Annotated in this window: 15 protein-coding genes and 1 pseudogene; 7 read left to right on the top strand and 9 right to left on the bottom strand. The window is 45.3% G+C overall.

The window, feature by feature from the left end; genetic code table 11:
* Positions 1-7: 7 nt before the first annotated feature.
* The 3 genes from lplJ to WA325_RS16305 all read left to right on the top strand — a co-directional run bounded on the left by lplJ (position 8) and on the right by WA325_RS16305 (position 3,370).
* On the top strand, positions 8-1,003 hold the full coding sequence (gene lplJ, locus WA325_RS16315; RefSeq protein ID WP_044156530.1) for a lipoate--protein ligase LplJ: 996 nt from the start codon (positions 8-10) through the stop codon (positions 1,001-1,003).
* 63 nt (positions 1,004-1,066) lie between these two features.
* Positions 1,067-1,711: an SDR family oxidoreductase gene (locus WA325_RS16310; protein ID WP_101860868.1), complete on the top strand. Its 645-nt coding sequence runs from the start codon at positions 1,067-1,069 to the stop codon at positions 1,709-1,711.
* A gap of 117 nt (positions 1,712-1,828) precedes the next feature.
* Positions 1,829-3,370, top strand: a complete 1,542-nt coding sequence (locus WA325_RS16305; RefSeq protein WP_202852688.1) for a fatty acid--CoA ligase family protein — start codon at positions 1,829-1,831, stop codon at positions 3,368-3,370.
* Between the two features lie 41 nt (positions 3,371-3,411).
* On the opposite strand, the gene WA325_RS16300 is transcribed toward WA325_RS16305, so the two are convergent.
* Positions 3,412-3,807 (bottom strand): hypothetical protein, encoded by a 396-nt coding sequence (locus tag WA325_RS16300; protein WP_059352655.1) that lies wholly within the window; start codon positions 3,805-3,807, stop codon positions 3,412-3,414.
* Positions 3,808-3,949: 142 nt separating this feature from the next.
* Between WA325_RS16300 and WA325_RS16295 the strand changes: the two genes are divergently transcribed.
* Positions 3,950-5,242 (top strand): M48 family metallopeptidase, encoded by a 1,293-nt coding sequence (locus tag WA325_RS16295; protein ID WP_202852687.1) that lies wholly within the window; start codon positions 3,950-3,952, stop codon positions 5,240-5,242.
* Positions 5,243-5,282: 40 nt separating this feature from the next.
* Here the strand turns inward: WA325_RS16295 and aprE are convergent, their stop codons facing one another.
* A complete protein-coding gene (gene aprE / locus WA325_RS16290; protein ID WP_202852686.1) occupies positions 5,283-6,428 on the bottom strand; it encodes a subtilisin AprE in 1,146 nt (381 codons plus the stop codon).
* Positions 6,429-6,869: 441 nt separating this feature from the next.
* Here aprE and WA325_RS16285 point away from each other — a divergent pair, with 441 nt between their 5' ends.
* The 3 genes from WA325_RS16285 (at position 6,870) to WA325_RS16275 (ending at position 9,577) form a co-directional block, all read left to right on the top strand.
* Entirely contained in the window at positions 6,870-7,319 is a 450-nt protein-coding gene (locus tag WA325_RS16285) for a GNAT family N-acetyltransferase (protein ID WP_105990536.1), read from the top strand.
* 71 nt (positions 7,320-7,390) lie between these two features.
* Complete coding sequence (locus tag WA325_RS16280) at positions 7,391-8,383, top strand: NADPH:quinone oxidoreductase family protein (RefSeq protein WP_095713693.1); 993 nt, start codon at positions 7,391-7,393, stop codon at positions 8,381-8,383.
* A gap of 222 nt (positions 8,384-8,605) precedes the next feature.
* The gene (locus tag WA325_RS16275) at positions 8,606-9,577 is read left to right on the top strand and encodes an ABC transporter substrate-binding protein (RefSeq protein WP_336183951.1); all 972 of its coding nucleotides are present in this window, start codon (positions 8,606-8,608) and stop codon (positions 9,575-9,577) included.
* A gap of 28 nt (positions 9,578-9,605) precedes the next feature.
* On the opposite strand, the gene WA325_RS16270 is transcribed toward WA325_RS16275, so the two are convergent.
* The 7 genes and pseudogenes from WA325_RS16270 to WA325_RS16245 form a co-directional block, all read right to left on the bottom strand.
* Positions 9,606-10,187 (bottom strand): histidine phosphatase family protein, encoded by a 582-nt coding sequence (locus WA325_RS16270; RefSeq protein WP_044156517.1) that lies wholly within the window; start codon positions 10,185-10,187, stop codon positions 9,606-9,608.
* Between the two features lie 70 nt (positions 10,188-10,257).
* Positions 10,258-11,352, bottom strand: coding sequence for an acetyl-CoA C-acyltransferase (locus WA325_RS16265; RefSeq protein WP_336183950.1), 1,095 nt, complete (start codon positions 11,350-11,352; stop codon positions 10,258-10,260).
* Complete coding sequence (locus WA325_RS16260; protein ID WP_336183949.1) at positions 11,349-12,788, bottom strand: acyl-CoA synthetase; 1,440 nt, start codon at positions 12,786-12,788, stop codon at positions 11,349-11,351. The genes WA325_RS16265 and WA325_RS16260 overlap by 4 nt, the downstream gene beginning before the upstream one ends.
* 6 nt (positions 12,789-12,794) lie before the next feature.
* A complete protein-coding gene (locus WA325_RS16255; RefSeq protein WP_105990540.1) occupies positions 12,795-13,352 on the bottom strand; it encodes a biotin transporter BioY in 558 nt (185 codons plus the stop codon).
* Between the two features lie 138 nt (positions 13,353-13,490).
* Positions 13,491-14,285: a methyl-accepting chemotaxis protein gene (locus WA325_RS21480; protein WP_373271219.1), complete on the bottom strand. Its 795-nt coding sequence runs from the start codon at positions 14,283-14,285 to the stop codon at positions 13,491-13,493.
* A gap of 9 nt (positions 14,286-14,294) precedes the next feature.
* Positions 14,295-14,672 (bottom strand): annotated as a pseudogene (locus tag WA325_RS21475) (protoglobin domain-containing protein); the annotation flags it as partial.
* A gap of 257 nt (positions 14,673-14,929) precedes the next feature.
* Positions 14,930-16,459, bottom strand: coding sequence for an FAD-dependent oxidoreductase (locus tag WA325_RS16245; RefSeq protein WP_336183947.1), 1,530 nt, complete (start codon positions 16,457-16,459; stop codon positions 14,930-14,932).
* Positions 16,460-16,519 lie beyond the last annotated feature (60 nt).

The following is a 16,519-nucleotide window of genomic DNA, read 5'->3' as shown; positions in this document are numbered from 1 at the left end:
GAGCACCATGTTATTTATTGACAATCAAAATATCAATGATCCGCGGATCAATCTTGCTATCGAGGAGTATTGCCTTAAATATTTAGACCCTGAACAGCCGTATTTGCTTTTTTACGTGAATCAGCCGTCTATCATCATCGGAAAAAACCAAAATACAATAGAAGAAATCAATACAAAGTATGTAGAGGAAAACGGAATTATCGTCGTCCGCCGTTTATCTGGCGGCGGAGCTGTGTATCATGATTTAGGGAATTTAAATTTCAGCTTTATCACGAAGGATGACGGTGACAGCTTTCATAACTTCAAAAAATTCACTGAGCCGGTGATTCAAGCGCTACATCAGCTCGGAGTTGAAGCGGAATTAAGCGGCCGGAATGATATTGTGGTAAATGGCCGCAAAATATCTGGTAACGCCCAATTTGCCACAAGAGGCCGCATCTTCAGCCATGGCACCCTCATGTTTGATTCAGCCATTGATCATGTCGTGTCCGCTTTAAAAGTCAAAAAGGATAAAATTGAATCAAAGGGCATCAAATCAATCAGAAGCCGTGTGGCAAACATCAGTGAGTTTCTTGATGATAAAATGACGACCGAAGATTTCCGCAGTCATTTGCTCAAACATATTTTCAATACAAATCACATTCAAGATGTGCCGGAGTATAAACTGACTGAAAAAGATTGGGAAGTCATTCGCAAAATCTCGGAAGAACGCTATCAAAATTGGGACTGGAACTACGGCCGCTCACCTAAATTTAATCTGAACCATTCAAAGCGTTATCCGGTCGGGTCCATTGATTTGCGTTTGGAAGTAAAAAAAGGGAAAATTGAAGACTGCAAAATTTTCGGCGATTTCTTCGGTGTGGGCGATGTGTCGGAAATCGAAAACCTGCTGATTGGAAAGCAATATGAGCGCAGTGTGATCGCTGATGCGCTGGCTGATGTGAATCTGAAGCATTATTTTGGGAACATTACGAAAGAAGATTTTCTTGATCTGATTTATTAATGTGAAACACATTGTTTGAAAGGAAATTTGTGTTTTGAAATAATGGAGGCAGGAGGGATTCACATGAAAGTGTTTTTAATCGGAGCGAACGGACAAATCGGACAAAGACTTGTTTCTTTATTCAAAGAGAATGCTGATCATTCCGTCAGGGCGATGGTCAGAAAAGAAGAACAGAAAGCATCTTTGGAAGCGGCCGGCGCGGAGGCTGTGTTAGCAAATCTAGAAGGAAGCCCGGAAGAAATCGCAGCTGCGGCAAAAGGCTGTGACGCGATTATTTTTACAGCGGGCTCCGGGGGCAGCACAGGCTATGATAAAACGCTGCTGGTGGATCTTGACGGAGCGGCAAAAGCAATAGAGGCTGCGGAAATCGCGGGGATCAAACGTTTTATTATGGTCAGCGCCCTGCAGGCCCACCGCCGTGAAAATTGGAATGAGGCACTTAAACCTTATTACGTGGCCAAGCATTATGCTGATAAAATTCTGGAATCCAGCGGCTTAGCCTATACGATTATACGTCCGGGAGGCCTTCGCAATGAACCGGGAACAGGAACGGTTTCCGCAGCCCCAGATCTAGAGCGGGGTGATATATCACGTGATGACGTTGCGGCAGCAGTCATTGCCTCTTTAGATGAAACCAACACGGAAAATCGGGCTTTTGATCTCACTGAAGGAGATACACCGATTGCCGAAGCTTTGAAGAATCTATAACACTACTGACACTCGGGGCTTTTTGCTCTTGAGTGTTTTTTTGTGTTTCTCTATAATGAAAAGGAAAGCTTATCTTCAATAATGAATGACTACTCATTCACTTTAAGGGGTGGGAGAATGAATCTGGTTTCAAAATTAGAGAAGACAGCATCTGAGAAGCCGGACAGCATCGCATGCAGGTTTAGGGATCAAGTGATTACTTACAAGGATCTGAATGACAATATTCAGCGTTTTGCGGACGGCCTTCAGGAAGCGGGTATGGAAAAAGGGGATCATCTTGCTTTGCTCCTTGGCAATTCGCCTGATTTTGTCATCGCATTTTTCGGCGCATTAAAGGCCGGTATTGTGGTGGTGCCGATCAATCCGACGTACACGCCGACAGAAATCGGCTATATGCTGACAAACGGCGATGTCAAAGCAATCGTAGGAGTAGATCAGCTTTTGCCGATTTATGAAAGCATGCACGAATTTTTGCCAAAGGTCGAACTCGTCATTTTATGCCGGACGGGAGAAACTGAGCCGGAAGCTTCAGATCCCGAGATCAGAATGAAAATGACAACGTTTACAAAAATGTTGCGTCCGGCATCCGGTGCTGCACGCCATCCAGAGGTTGTACCTGATGATACTGCGGTCATTTTATATACGTCAGGAACAACGGGAAAACCGAAAGGCGCGATGCTGACCCACCAGAATTTGTTCAGTAATGCAAACGATGTCGCCGGGTATTTGGGAATGGATGAGAAAGACAATGTGGTTTGCGCTCTTCCGATGTTTCATGTTTTTTGCTTAACTGTCTGCATGAACGCTCCGCTGATGAGCGGCGCATGCGTGCTGATTGAACCGCAGTTCAGCCCCGCTTCTGTTTTTAAACTTGTAAAGCAGCGGCAGGCAACCATTTTTGCCGGCGTGCCTACGATGTATAACTATTTATTCCAGCATGAAGAAGGCAAGGCAGATGATTTCTCTTCTATTCGCCTGTGCATCTCGGGTGGTGCGGCCATGCCGGTCGCGCTGCTTACGGCATTTGAAGAGAAATTCGGCGTTACCATTTTGGAGGGCTACGGGCTTTCGGAAGCATCGCCTGTCACGTGCTTTAACCCATTTGACAGAGGGAGAAAACCAGGTTCCATCGGGACAAGTATTTTGCATGTCGAAAACAAGGTCGTTGATCCGCTCGGCCGAGAGGTCCCTGATCATCAGGTGGGCGAATTGATCGTAAAAGGGCCCAATGTGATGAAGGGCTATTATAATATGCCGATGGAAACGGAGCACGCTTTAAAGGACGGGTGGCTTTATACGGGAGACCTGGCAAGGCGGGATGAGGACGGTTATTTTTACATTGTTGACCGGAAAAAAGACATGATTATTGTAGGCGGCTACAATGTGTATCCGCGTGAAGTGGAAGAAGTGCTGTACAGCCACCCGGACGTAAAGGAGGCTGTGGTCATCGGCGTGCCTGATGCTGAAAGCGGCGAAGCGGTAAAGGGATATGTCGTACCGAAACGGTCTGGTGTCACAGAAGAAGAAATGATGGCGCATTGCGAAAAGCATCTGGCAAAATACAAACGGCCTGCCGAGATCATCTTTCTTGATGAGATTCCGAAAAATGCGACAGGCAAAATGCTCAGACGGGCGCTCAAAGATATGCTGCCTCATTAATGTGAAAAAAGCGAAGCCAGTGAGCTTCGCTTTTTTCATTGTTAATCCTTTGCTTCTTTTTTAATGATAGTTTGCAGCGCTTTGGTATCGTTTCGCGTTAATTTGTAATACGTGCCGTCTTTCAAAAAAATGGCCTGCTGGCTGTCGTCAATCCATAATCTGAATGAGTCAAATCTGTCTTTATGAAATTTAATCGTGCCTTCGTAATCAGGAGCTGATGTTTTTTCAGTTTTCAGCTGTTTTCCCTGATTCATAATGTCCAGCATATCTTTGACGTGCTGTCTTTTTTCGATTTCAATCTTTTCCCGCCCGTCTGCAGACAGGGTGATCAATTCCGCATCAACCGATTGATATACATCGCCTGACCGGCTGTAAAGGTAGAAAAATGCAATAAACACAAGACCGATAACCACGATGGCTGCTACTATTTTTTTCATCTGCATCACTCCAAACATTTGCTAGTTTCTCCAGCAAAGGGCGATTCCATGCGAAAAAGTCCGAACTCACAGCTTGGTTCTAAGAAATTGAATTTATGATTACAATAGAAGTAATGGGTCTAGATGTGAGGAGTGAGGCGTTATGCGCAAGTGGATTGCGGGTGCAGGGCTTGCATATGTGCTGTATGGGCTTTTTTTCTATTGGTATTTCTTTATGTCCGGCGATTCCGCTGTGCCGGAGGCCGTGAAAGGAACACAGGCTGACCCGGCTTCTTTCATGAAGCCGTCTCAATTGGCTGTCGCCGAACAGTATTCTGACGTGAAGAACTTTTTATTTTTTATCAGTATTCCTCTTGATTGGTTTCTGTTTTTTGTATTGCTGATCAGCGGTGTTTCAAAGAAAATCAAGCAATGGATGGAAGCGGCTGTGCGTTTTCGTTTTTTGCAGATCATCGGTTTCGTGTTTGTGCTTTCGCTCATCACGGCTCTGGTGACACTGCCTTTAGATTGGATAGGCTATCAGGTATCACTTGATTACAATATTTCGACGCAGACAGCCTCCAGCTGGGCTAAAGATCAAGTCATTGATTTTTGGATCAGTTTTCCGATCTTTACACTTTGCGTGCTGGTGTTTTATTGGCTGATCAAAAAGCATGAAAAAAAATGGTGGTTTTACGCCTGGCTGTTAACTGTGCCGTTTTCGCTGTTTCTGTTTTTTATTCAGCCGGTGATTATTGATCCTTTATACAATGATTTTTATCCGCTGAAAAACAAAGAGCTGGAAAGCAAAATTTTAGCACTGGCCGAAGAAGCCGATATTCCGGCTGATCATGTATATGAAGTGAATATGTCAGAGAAAACAAACGCGCTTAATGCCTATGTGACAGGAATTGGGGCTAATAAGCGGATTGTTCTATGGGATACGACGCTTAATAAACTCGATGATTCGGAAATTCTCTTTATTATGGGGCACGAAATGGGCCATTATGTCATGAAGCACGTGTATATCGGATTGGCTGGCTATTTAATTGTGTCGCTAGCGGGATTTTATGTGGTTGATAAGCTTTACAAGCGGGGGGTACGCTTTGCACGCCATCTGTTTCATGTAGAGGACCGGCGTGATCTTGCGGCATTGCCGCTGTTATTGCTTATCGTGTCTGTTTTGAGCTTTGCTGTTACGCCTTTTTCTAATGCTGTTTCCCGCTATCAGGAGAATAAGGCTGACCAATATGGGATTGAGCTGACAGGGGACAGCGAAGCCGCAGTCAGAACGTTTCAGGATTTGGCTGTTACGGGGCTGAGCCAGGTTGATCCGCCTTTTCTCGTGAAACTTTTCAGAGGGAGCCATCCTTCGATCATGGAACGGATTCAACATGCGGAAACCGAAGAAAATACCTCAGAACACCCGGCCTCAGAACAGGGGGACGACCAATAAAAAAAGAAGCAGGTATGGAGTGACCTGCTTCTCTTTTATCTTATTGTGCAGCTGCTTGTACGTTGATTAACCCTTTTCCATAGTAGAAAGAGCTGCCAAGGTTTGTCGCAGTGCTTTCTAAACGATCACGGACTTGTGCATTTGACCAAGTCGGATGTTTAGAAAGGATTAAAGCTGCTGCTCCGGCAACGTGAGGAGTCGCCATTGAGGTTCCGTTGTAAGAGCCGTATGTGCCGCCAGGAAGTGTGCTTTGGATCGACACGCCTGGAGCCATAACGTCAAGCTCAGAACCTGCGCTTGAGAAAGAAGCTCTTTGGTTGCTGCTGTTTACTGCGCCTACTGCAATAGTAGAAGGATATTTTGCAGGGTAGCCGACTGTGCTTGTGCTTCCTGAACTTCCTTCGTTTCCGGCTGCGGCAACAACGACGACACCGCTTGCAACCGCTTTATCGACTACTGTTTTCAACGCTGTAGACCCAGAAGGTCCGCCAAGACTCATGTTGATGACATCCATGTTGTTAGAAATCGCCCATTCAATGCCGTTAATAATCCAGCTGTATTGGCCGCTTCCTGTAGAATCAAGCACTTTTACTGCATATAACGATGCGCTAGGCGCTACGCCCAGAACACCAATTGTGTTATTAAGAGCGGCAACAGTACCGGCTACATGCGTGCCGTGAGAACTGCCGTCTTGGTATGGGTTTGTTTCAGAAGGTACGAAGCTTGCTCCGCCTCGAACGTTTAAGTCAGGATGAGAAGAGTCAATTCCGCTGTCGATGACAGCTACTTTAACATTAGAGCCTGTGTAGCCTTGAGAGTGAAGAGCCGGCGCTTTAATTTGAGAAATGCCGTAAGGAACAGATTGCGCATATTCATGTGCAACATGATCTTCTTCCACATAAGCAACACTCGGATCTTTTTTCAGTTCTTTTACAGCTTTTTCATCCAATGTCGCTGTGGCTGCATTTACATACTTAAATTGCTTTTGAACTTTCCCGCCTTTTTCAGAAATAACATCTTTTTTCTTGGCGGTGCTCATAGCTCCCATTGTCTGTTTAAACCCGACAATGTACTTCTTTTCTTCACTGTTTTTTCCGGCAGCCTGTGCAGACATGTTGCTGAATGCCATCGTGAAGATTAGCGTGAACGCAAACAACAAGCTGATCCACAATTTTTTGCTTCTCACTCTTTACCCTCTCCTTTACAATTTCAGAGCAGCCTATTAATAGACTATTCTGTGAATTTATTGTAATAGATTGGATACTATTTTAGTAGACCCATTTTTTTGAGATTGTTTTATTTCTATTTAGGTATATCATCTCTCGTTATTTCTATAGAGACTCGAAATAACTGCATTCATACAGAAAAGAACGAAAATAGACATGAGTAAATAATCATTATGTTGAAATTTCATGTTTTTTCAGGTTAAATCCTCCCGCGACCAGAAAAAAACCTGTCGAATAAATCAGTTCCATTGACCTGCATGTTTTTCTATGAGATCAATGGATATTATCGTGATATTTTTTCCATGCATGCTGAAAAAAGTATTCTGATCAATATGGTTTACAGAAAATTCTATTAAATATAAAATCTAATTCTTAACAGCATATAGAGAGAAGGAAACGAGATGAACATTCGTCAAGCTTTACCGGCAGATGCGGCAGCTATAGCACCGCTGTTTAATCAGTATCGGGAATTTTATAAGCAGGCGTCGGATCTGGAAGGAGCAGAGGCTTTTTTGAAAGCTCGCCTGGAAAATGAAGAGTCTGTTATTTTTATCGCAGAAGAAAATGGGAAATTCATAGGTTTTACACAGCTTTATCCAGCCTTTTCTTCCGTGGCTATGAAAAGAATCTACATATTAAATGATTTATTCGTCGCTTCTTCTGTACGAAAAAAGGGAGTTGGCCGGCGGCTGCTTTCCGCTGCAAAGGATTATGCCGCGGAAAACGGAGCGAAATGTTTAAAGCTGCAGACGGAACATCACAACCGGACGGCAAGAAGTTTATATGAGCAAAACGGCTATGAAGAGGAAACCGCATTTGTGCATTACAGCCTTAATGTGCCGGAGAAGTGAAAATAGAGGCCTCATGATTTGGTTTTTTGGCCGATGTTCGGTTACGATAAAGATGAAAAGGAGTGTGCCGAATGTCAACGTTATTTCAAGCATTGCTGGCAGAAAAAAATGCAGATGATGTTTCAGTCAATATCAAAACCATATCAACAGAGGATTTGCCGAAAGACGGCGTGCTGATTAAAACAGCATATTCAGGCATCAACTACAAAGACGGCTTGGCCGGAAAAGCGGGCGGCAATATTGTCAGAGAATATCCGCTTATTTTAGGCATTGATGCTGCAGGTACGGTTGTCTCTTCAAATGATCCGCGTTTTGCCGAAGGGGATGAAGTCATTGCGACAAGCTATGAGCTTGGTGTCTCACGTCATGGCGGATTAAGCGAATATGTTTCAGTGCCTGGCGACTGGCTGGTGCCTTTGCCAAAGAACCTTTCGCTGCAGGAAGCGATGGCGTACGGAACGGCGGGGTTTACAGCGGCGTTATCTGTGCATCGTCTTGAACAGAACGGACTCTCTCCTGAAAAAGGGAGCGTGCTTGTCACCGGAGCAACCGGCGGTGTCGGCGGAATTGCAATAACGATGCTCAGCAAACGCGGCTACAACGTGGTCGCAAGCACAGGAAACCGGGAGGCGGCTGACTATTTGAAGCAGCTCGGTGCTAATGAAGTAATCAGCAGGGAAGATGTCTATGACGGTAAACGTAAGGCGCTGTCCAAGCAGCAATGGCAAGGAGCCGTTGATCCTGTCGGCGGGAAGCAGCTTGCCTCGCTTTTAAGCAAAATCCAATATGGCGGATCTGTCGCGGTGAGCGGTTTAACGGGCGGGGGAGAGGTTCCTGCAACGGTGTATCCGTTTATTCTTCGCGGAGTCAGCCTGCTGGGGATAGACTCAGTCTATTGTCCAATGGATCTTAGAGCGGCGGTTTGGGAGCGCATGGCATCCGATCTTAAGCCTGAACAGCTTCTGACAATCATAGACAAGGAAGTCTCATTAACAGAAGCACCTGATGCGCTAAAAGATATTTTGCAAAATCACATTCAAGGAAGAGTCCTTGTAAAACTGTAAAATTGAAGTTTCAGCTTGCAGAAAAAACGATGCTTTTTCTGCAAGCTTTTTTGTTTGATTCTAGAATATGCAAGTGCATCTAGCAACAGAGAAACGTTCCTTCGATGTGAAACTTTCTATACTGATTTTCAATAATAATAGTGATAATGATTATCATTCCGTGTTATACTATCTTTTGGACATCTTAATTGAGAAACTACATACAGGAGAGACTGGAATGTTATGAAAAAAACACTGATTATTCTTACAGTTTTACTTCTTTCTGTTTTGACTGCGGCTTGTTCTTCTTCAGCCGGCCATCAAAACAGTGAAGAAAATAAAGCAGCGGTAACACATGATTTAGGGAAAACGAACGTGCCTGAGCATCCGAAGCGGGTCGTTGTGCTTGAGCTTGGCTTTATCGACACTTTGCTTGATCTCGGCATTACGCCTGTTGGAGTGGCGGATGACAATAAAGCGAAGCAGCTGATCAACAAGGATGTACTGAAAAAAATTGACGGCTACACCTCTGTCGGCACACGGTCGCAGCCAAGCATGGAAAAAATCGCTTCGCTAAAACCGAATTTGATTATTGCAGACACGACCCGTCATAAGAAGATATATGATCAGCTGAAAAACATCGCGCCGACGATCGCGCTTCATAATTTAAATGCTGATTATCAGGATACAATTGACGCTTCGCTTACCATTGCCAAAGCAGTCGGCAAAGAGAAGGAAATGGAGAAAAAGCTGACAGCGCATGAGGAAAAAGTAAATGAAACAAAGAGAAAGATCAGTGCGAACAGTCAATCTGTGCTTTTGATTGGAAATACAAATGATACAATTATGGCCAGAGATGAAAATTTCTTCACATCGAGACTTTTAACACAAGTCGGCTATCAATATGCGATCAGCACGTCCGATAACAAAAAAACCGATAATGGCGGCGACTCTGTGAACATGAAAATGACACTTGAGCAGCTGCTGAAAACAGACCCGGATGTAATCATACTGATGACAGGAAAAACAGACGACATTGACGCGGACGGCAAACGCCCGATCGAAAAAAATGTTCTGTGGAAGAAGCTGAAGGCAGTGAAAAACGGGCATGTGTACCATGTTGACCGTCAGGTATGGTCTCTGCGCCGCAGTGTGGACGGAGCGAATGCGATTTTAGATGAGCTTCAAAATGATATGGCAGCAGAAAATAAATAAGAAAAGACAGGCAAACGCCTGTCTTTTCTTATTGAATAAAACCGGATAAGTGGCTATTGATGTTATAATCTTTAATTTTCCATTTTTCTTCTGCAAATTCAATGTTACTGAGGCAGGCATTGACAAGGCGCGTATTTTGAAGCTCGGCATCACCGCCGGAAATCTCTGTCAGCAGTGCGTGAATCGCTGCGCCGTGCGCGACAATCAGTACCTTTTGATTTGGATATGCGCGGTTTACTTTCACCAATCCGCCCATCAGCCTGTCCGTGAGCTCTTTTAGCGTTTCCATGTTTGGGTAGTTCTTGTCCGGATAGCGCTTTGTCCGTTCTTCAAGCGGCATGCCCTCCGCGTCCCCGTAATCACGCTCCTTAAAGTCATCCATCTCGACGATAGGAAGATTGAGGTATTCATTAATAATGTCCGCGGTTCTTCTGGCTCTTTTCAGCGGGCTGGTGACAATGATATCCCAAGAGAAATCTTTTAAGTATTCTCCGGTTTCTTTTGCTTGGCGTTCGCCTGTCGCGTTCAGCGGGATATCTGTTTTCCCTTGGCATTTTTGCTGCAGGTTCCAATCGGTTTCTCCGTGTCTTACTAAGCAAACGGCTGTCATAAAATCCCCTTCCTGACTTTGATCTTATCGCTATTATACTAAATCAGAGGCATGCATCCTATGAAAAAGCCTATGCCAAAACCTCAAATAATAAAGCCAAGCCGATTCCGCCGCCGCTTCCGATGGCGGCAACAGCATATTGACAGCCTGTCCGTCTCTGCGCTTCATAAAACAATCTGGTGACCAGTGCCGCCCCGGAAGCGCCGTAAGGATGGCCGAGAGCTAACGCGCCGCCCCGCACATTGATCTTCGTATAGGGAATGCCAAGTTCTTGTGAGCAGACACATATTTTAACGGCAAAGGCTTCGTTGATTTCGTATAAACCGATATCGTCACTTGTCAACGCGTTTGCAGCTAAAAGCTTTTTGATCGCTTCAATCGGCGCAGCGGACGGATAGTTGGGATGAATGCCGCTAACGGCGCTTCCGATAAAGCGCAGCACAGGTTTATAGCCGAGGGATGCAGCTTTTTTCTCTTCCATGACAAGGAGTGCAGCCGCTCCATCTGAAATGCCGCTGCTATTGGCGGCTGTAACCGTTCCGGAGCTGGTGTCAAACACCGGCTTTGCACGAGAAATGATCGATTCCATCGGCCGTCTTTTCAGAAAAGCTTCGTCTGTTTCCAACTCCCCGAGAGGAACAATCTCTTCACGGTACAATCCTTCGGTATGAGCACTCCAGCTGCGTTGATAGCTGAGAAGTGTGTATTCGTCCTGCATGTTTCTTGGGATGGCATAGCGTGCTGCTGTATATTCGGCCGCCATGCCCATATCGGGATCACCAACAGTGTCCGGCGAAAAGCGGGCTCTTTCTGAAAAAGGCGACCGGCTGCTGCTTTCTGCGCCGCCTGCGATATAAATGTTTCCGGCACCCGCTTTGATAAGATTGCATGCGGAACGCACTGCTTCAAGCCCGGAGCCGCATTGTCTGTCAATCGTCATGCCGGGAACAGATAAAGGAAGTTCAGCTTGAAGTGCTGACAGCCGGGCGAGGTTGCCGCCTCTGCCAGTGGCGTTTCCCAAAATCACCTCGTCAATTTGATCCTCTAACTTTCGGCCGAGACAGCTGATGAGAGGAGCGGCCAAATCCTCCGGCAGAAACTGCTTCAGCAGTCCGTTTTCTTTTCCGAAAATCGTTCGTTTTGCATCTGCAATAACCGCGTTCAATCCACCATACCCCGCAGCCATTTTTTTACGCTGGAACGGGCGATTTTGCCGCTGCTTGTTTCCGGCATACTGTCAGTGAATACCCATTTTTTCGGGATTTTGTAGGATGCCAGTTTTTGCTTGCACCAGGCTTTCAGCTTTTTGGCGTCTGTATTCCCGCAAATGACGGCCGCGGGGGTTTCTCCCCAATACTCGTCCCGAATGCCTGCCACAGCTGCTTTTTCAACCTCTGGGCAGGAGAGAAGCACGCGCTCAACTTCTTCAGGGAAAATATTTAATCCGCCATATACGATCATCCCGTTTTCCCGTCCTGCTATGTACAGAAATCCCTCTTCATCAACATAGCCCATGTCATCTACTGTCATCCATTCCGGTTGATCTGGTGTGCGGCTGTTTACATAGCCTGAGAACTTCATCGGGCTTTTGACGAATATTTTCCCGATTTCCCCCGGCTGACAGAGGTCCCCTGCGGCGCTGCGGATCTCTATGCGGACATTATGAAAAGGGCGGCCCGCTGAATGAGGTTTTCGTTTGCTGTCTTCTGGTGAGAGATACGCAACAAAGCTAAGCTCAGATGTGCCGTAAAAATCGTACAGCTTCAAATGAGGCCATTTGGATGCAAGCTTCTCCTTGGATGCTGCCGGCCAGTCCGCTCCCGAAGAAATGATTTTAACGGAGCTGTCAGGAAAAGCGTGAATGTTGGCGAGGGCATCTGTCATTGTCGGTACGGTATAGAGTACGCTGATGGATTTCTGTGTTAGCCACTCCTTCGTTTGAGCGGGAATGAATTTTTTAAGCAAACAAACGGTTCCCCCGAGATACAGAGTGCTGACAGCACCGTATAAAAAGTGAGAGGACAGTAATGTTCCCGGAATCAGAACTTTGTCATTTGAAGAGACCAAAAAATCAGTTTTTGTACAATGAAAGCTTTCAACCCAAGAGCGATGAGAGCGCGTAAATGCTTTCGGCTTGCCTGTTGAGCCTGACGTAAAACCCATATAAAAGGGAAGCTCCGGATCAACGGCTGGGGCCGGGGCAGCGGATGTCTCAGCGATATGCGCCATACAGTCTTCCAGCCAAACTACGGGTGTCAGACAATCTGTCAGTTTGTTTTTAAAAAGAGATGAAGCCACCACAAAATCAGCACCGCTTAATGCCAGCCGCTCACCGCATTCAGCCGCACTCCAGCGTGTATCAATGGGAACCGCCGTACATCCGGCCGCGGCAGCTCCGGCAAACAGCTGTAAAAATGCAAGGCTGTTTGGGAGCAGGATGGCTACACGTTTTGGAACGTTTGGCTGCGCCCGCAGCCAATTGGCAGTTTGGGTGACGAGCCGGTTCCAATCCCGATATGTAATATGTTCAGATTCAGTCTGGATCGCAATCCGGCTTGGATTTTTATCGGCAAAGGATAGATATGTATGTGTAATGGTCACAGAATGTCAACCTCCTCTTGTATACATCGTATCAGAAAGAGACAAGGCTTGGGTGATCTTAATAGCAAGCAGCGCAGATGCTGCCGCTTTTAATAAATCGCCTGGCACAAATGAAAGACTTATAAAACCGGCCTGTAACAGATCAATATGCATGATAAAAGCCTGTACAGGAATGCCAAGCAGGTAAATAAAGAAGATGCCGAATACAATATGAATGAAAAAGAGACGGAACACTGTCACCTTACGCAGTCTGTGAACGGTTAGGCTGATCAGCCATGAGGCGAACGGATAAGCAATCAGAAAACCCGCACTCGGTCCGAAAAAAACGCCAAACCCGCCGCGGCCGCCGGGCAATAGCGGCGCTCCAAAGGCGACGAGCAGCAAAAAGACAAGCTGGCTTAAAAAAGCGGCTTTGGGTCTGAGAATGCTGCCGGCCAGCATGACACCGAGCGTCTGCAGTGTAATGGGAACAGGTGTAAAGGATAAGAAAAGAGGGGGGATAAAACCAAGCACTGCCATCAGTGCAGTAAAGATTGCAATGTGCATCATGTCTAGTAATTTCATATGAAATCCTCCAACTAACGAATAAAATATGGTTATACAATAAATGCAGACAGCTTTTATGTCAACTTAATTTTAATGGAGGTTTACAAACGAGTCGCAAAAAAACCGGCCCTGCTGCGGTCGGCCGGTTTTTGATGATTATTCTTCTGTAAGAATGACAAGCGAATCAACAGAAGCAGCCACATGAGAAACGGCGCGGCTGACCTCCTGGAGCCCTCCGAGAAAGGCCTGCAGATCGACGTCAATTTTCCCTGATTGTTCTTTGCTGACTTTCATGCTGTGAACGATTTCATCGAATAAACGGTTAATTTGTGTCATTTTTTCTTTGCTTTCGCTGACAAGCCCGTTCACGTCTTTAATATGCTTCGACACGATGTTGATTTGTGTATTGGTGTTGTTCACAAGCTCGGACACTGTAGAAACGGTTTTTTTCGTATCTTCAGACAGCTTTCGCACCTCATTTGCCACAACGGCAAAGCCTTTGCCGTGTTCGCCTGCACGGGCTGATTCAATAGATGCGTTTAGCGACAGAAGATTCGTTTGTTCGGCGATGCCTGTGACGATGCCGAAGATTTTTTCAATTTGCTGTGCGATTTCATCCAGCTTGACCATTTCTTTTTCGATTTGGACGAGGCTTGTATCGATCTGGTTCATCTGTTTTTGCTGGATTTCAAGCTCTTTTTTCCCGCCGATCGACTTTTCTTCAACGGTGCTGGATGTCACTGTGCCGGCTTTGGATGCTTCGGAAATGCCTTCAGATTTGTCAACAAGCTCTTGAACGGATCGGCTCGTTTCTGAAAACAGATTTGCGATCGACCCGGAGGTTTCTTGGATTCTCTGATGCAGAAGATTTTTCCTTTCTTCTTGTTCATCTCGGGTTTGGTTGTACTCATTCTGAAACGCTTCAAGGACAAGCTGCTGTTCTAAGTTCAAGATTTTAGTTGTTGCTTTGATTGCTTTCAGCAGTTCCTGGTGATCTGTTATTGATTTTTCATAAATGTCAATCATTGATAGAAGCAATTCCTGAAACGCCCCCATGTACCATTTTGGCAGAAGGCCGATTCGTAAATGGATAGAAGCAATTTTATTTCGTTTTTCAATAAATTCATCATCAATGACACCGGCAAACATTTCTTGAATATGCCGTTTTAACGTTTGTTTTAAGCGGTCAACTGAGCTGTGGTCGTTAATGATATCCATTAATGAGCTTTCATGATCGAGATTTTTATAGAAAGCGTCAACGATGTAAACAATGTTTTCTTGGATTAAGGGCTGTAGCTCCTGCAGCACGTGCAGCTCTGGATCTCCCAGTCTGACCATTTTGAGCTGTTTTTTCACATCTGAGAACTTGTTTGTGAGCTGAATGCGGTTTTTTTGCTGGTTGTTTGAATCTGAAAAATAAGCCGTTTCTTTTTTTCTATCTTTTTTAAATAACAATACAGTGATCCCCCTTGGGAAAATATAATTTTATCTTTTGGCTTTTTAAGCCTTTTTCTTTTTTATCGGTCAAGGGAAGCACGAATGAAGACGGCAGATAGAAATTATTTATAAAAAAACCGTTCAGTTATATGAACGGTTTAATCAAGGTCAATTTGTTTTAGTGGTTTGATGGCCGGTCCTTCGACTACCTCGCCAGTTGGTTTAAAGCGTGATCCGTGGCACGGACAATCCCATGTGTGCTCTCCATCGTTCCATTCCACTTCACAGCCTAAATGGGTGCAGGTTGTATCAACAAGATGCAGGCAGCCCGTTTCATCTCTGAATGCCCCCGCGCGTCTGCCGTTAATGGTGACGGCTTTTCCTTCACCTGGCGCGATCTCTTCAAACTCGACGTCCGGTTTTTCAAGCTTCCCTTTAATGAAATGCTTAGCCACATCTGCATTGTAAGAAATCACCTTTTGCAAGCCGGGATTCAGATGGAAACGAGATGGTGTAAAAATGCTCTCATATGGATTGTCTTTTTTCTCCACAAGGTCTGACAAAAGCTGAGCTGCGACAGCTGATGATGTCATGCCCCATTTTTTGAAGCCGGTCGCAACGAGAATATTGTCTTCGTTTTCAGACATAGGCCCGATGAATGGGATTTTATCGATTGTCACGAGATCTTGTGTGGACCAGTAATAGGGAATGCTTTCGATTCCAATTGTGCTTTCTGCCAATTGTCTCAGCGTTTCGTAATGGGTCGACATGTCTTTGCCTTGGCCTGTTTTATGGCTTACTCCGCTGAAGAGAATCAGCTTTTCTCCGTTTACAATGGTGTAGCGAAGCGCAACTGACGGCTGGTCTATACTTAAATACATGCCCTCAGGATAGTCGATCTTCGGCTTGACGGCGAGGACATAGGATCTGTCAGAATACATTCTTGTTGCATATAATCCGCCCCCGTCATAAAAAGGGAAATGGGAGCAGCATACGATAAATCGGCTTTTAATGGCGTGCCGGCTTTTTGTAACAACTTCAGGCATTTCTCCTTTTTTAATATCAAGCGCAACAGTCTCTTCATAAATCCGTCCGCCTTTTTGCACGATCTGATCAAGGAGCGCGGTTAAAAAGTGAAGCGGGTGAAATTGGGCCTGATTCTTCATCACGAGCGCCAGCTTAGAGCCGACGGGAAGCGGAAGATCTTTTATGAGATCCCTTTCAATCCCGAGTTTTGTGTATGCCTCATGCTCAGTGCGGATTTTTTGTACAGCATCTTCACTTGTTGTGTAAAGGTAAGCGTCTTGTTCGGTCCATTCGCAATCGATCTGAAGTTCATCAACAATTCCTTTTATATAATCAATTGCATTCTGGTTCGCTTCATAATAAAGCCTTGCGTGGTTTAGTCCGAAATTGCGGATAAATTCATCATAAATCATGTCGTGCTGCGCTGTAATTTTTGCCGTTGTGTGGGCCGTTGTGCCATTGAGAACCTGATTCGCTTCAATCAGAACGACACGGAAGCCTCTTTTGGACAGCTCATAGGCCGTCGTGATTCCTGTAATGCCTCCTCCAATAATGGTGACATCACATTCCGTATCTTCTTGCAGCGCCGGAAAAGAAGGCAAGTCCGCCGATGTTCTCCAATATGTTTCGGGAGCTTCTTTTGAAAAAGGTTGATTAGCCAAACCATTGTACCTCCAATATCATTTATTCTTAATTTTTCCATTTTCTATCTTTTCATACAT

The organism is Bacillus sp. 205(2023), assembly GCF_037027485.1.
GTDB lineage: Bacteria > Bacillota > Bacilli > Bacillales > Bacillaceae > Bacillus > Bacillus halotolerans.
The sequence above is the reverse complement of the archived record's forward strand: the minus strand, read 5'-3'. Positions and strand labels throughout refer to the sequence as shown.

Coding starts and splice junctions, on each gene's coding strand:
- lplJ (WP_044156530.1), top strand. CDS start 8: ATGTTATTTATTGACAATCAAAATATCAATGATCCGCGGATCAATCTT.
- WA325_RS16310 (WP_101860868.1), top strand. CDS start 1,067: ATGAAAGTGTTTTTAATCGGAGCGAACGGACAAATCGGACAAAGACTT.
- WA325_RS16305 (WP_202852688.1), top strand. CDS start 1,829: ATGAATCTGGTTTCAAAATTAGAGAAGACAGCATCTGAGAAGCCGGAC.
- WA325_RS16300 (WP_059352655.1), bottom strand. CDS start 3,807: ATGAAAAAAATAGTAGCAGCCATCGTGGTTATCGGTCTTGTGTTTATT.
- WA325_RS16295 (WP_202852687.1), top strand. CDS start 3,950: ATGCGCAAGTGGATTGCGGGTGCAGGGCTTGCATATGTGCTGTATGGG.
- WA325_RS16285 (WP_105990536.1), top strand. CDS start 6,870: ATGAACATTCGTCAAGCTTTACCGGCAGATGCGGCAGCTATAGCACCG.
- WA325_RS16280 (WP_095713693.1), top strand. CDS start 7,391: ATGTCAACGTTATTTCAAGCATTGCTGGCAGAAAAAAATGCAGATGAT.
- WA325_RS16275 (WP_336183951.1), top strand. CDS start 8,606: ATGAAAAAAACACTGATTATTCTTACAGTTTTACTTCTTTCTGTTTTG.
- WA325_RS16270 (WP_044156517.1), bottom strand. CDS start 10,187: ATGACAGCCGTTTGCTTAGTAAGACACGGAGAAACCGATTGGAACCTG.
- WA325_RS16255 (WP_105990540.1), bottom strand. CDS start 13,352: ATGAAATTACTAGACATGATGCACATTGCAATCTTTACTGCACTGATG.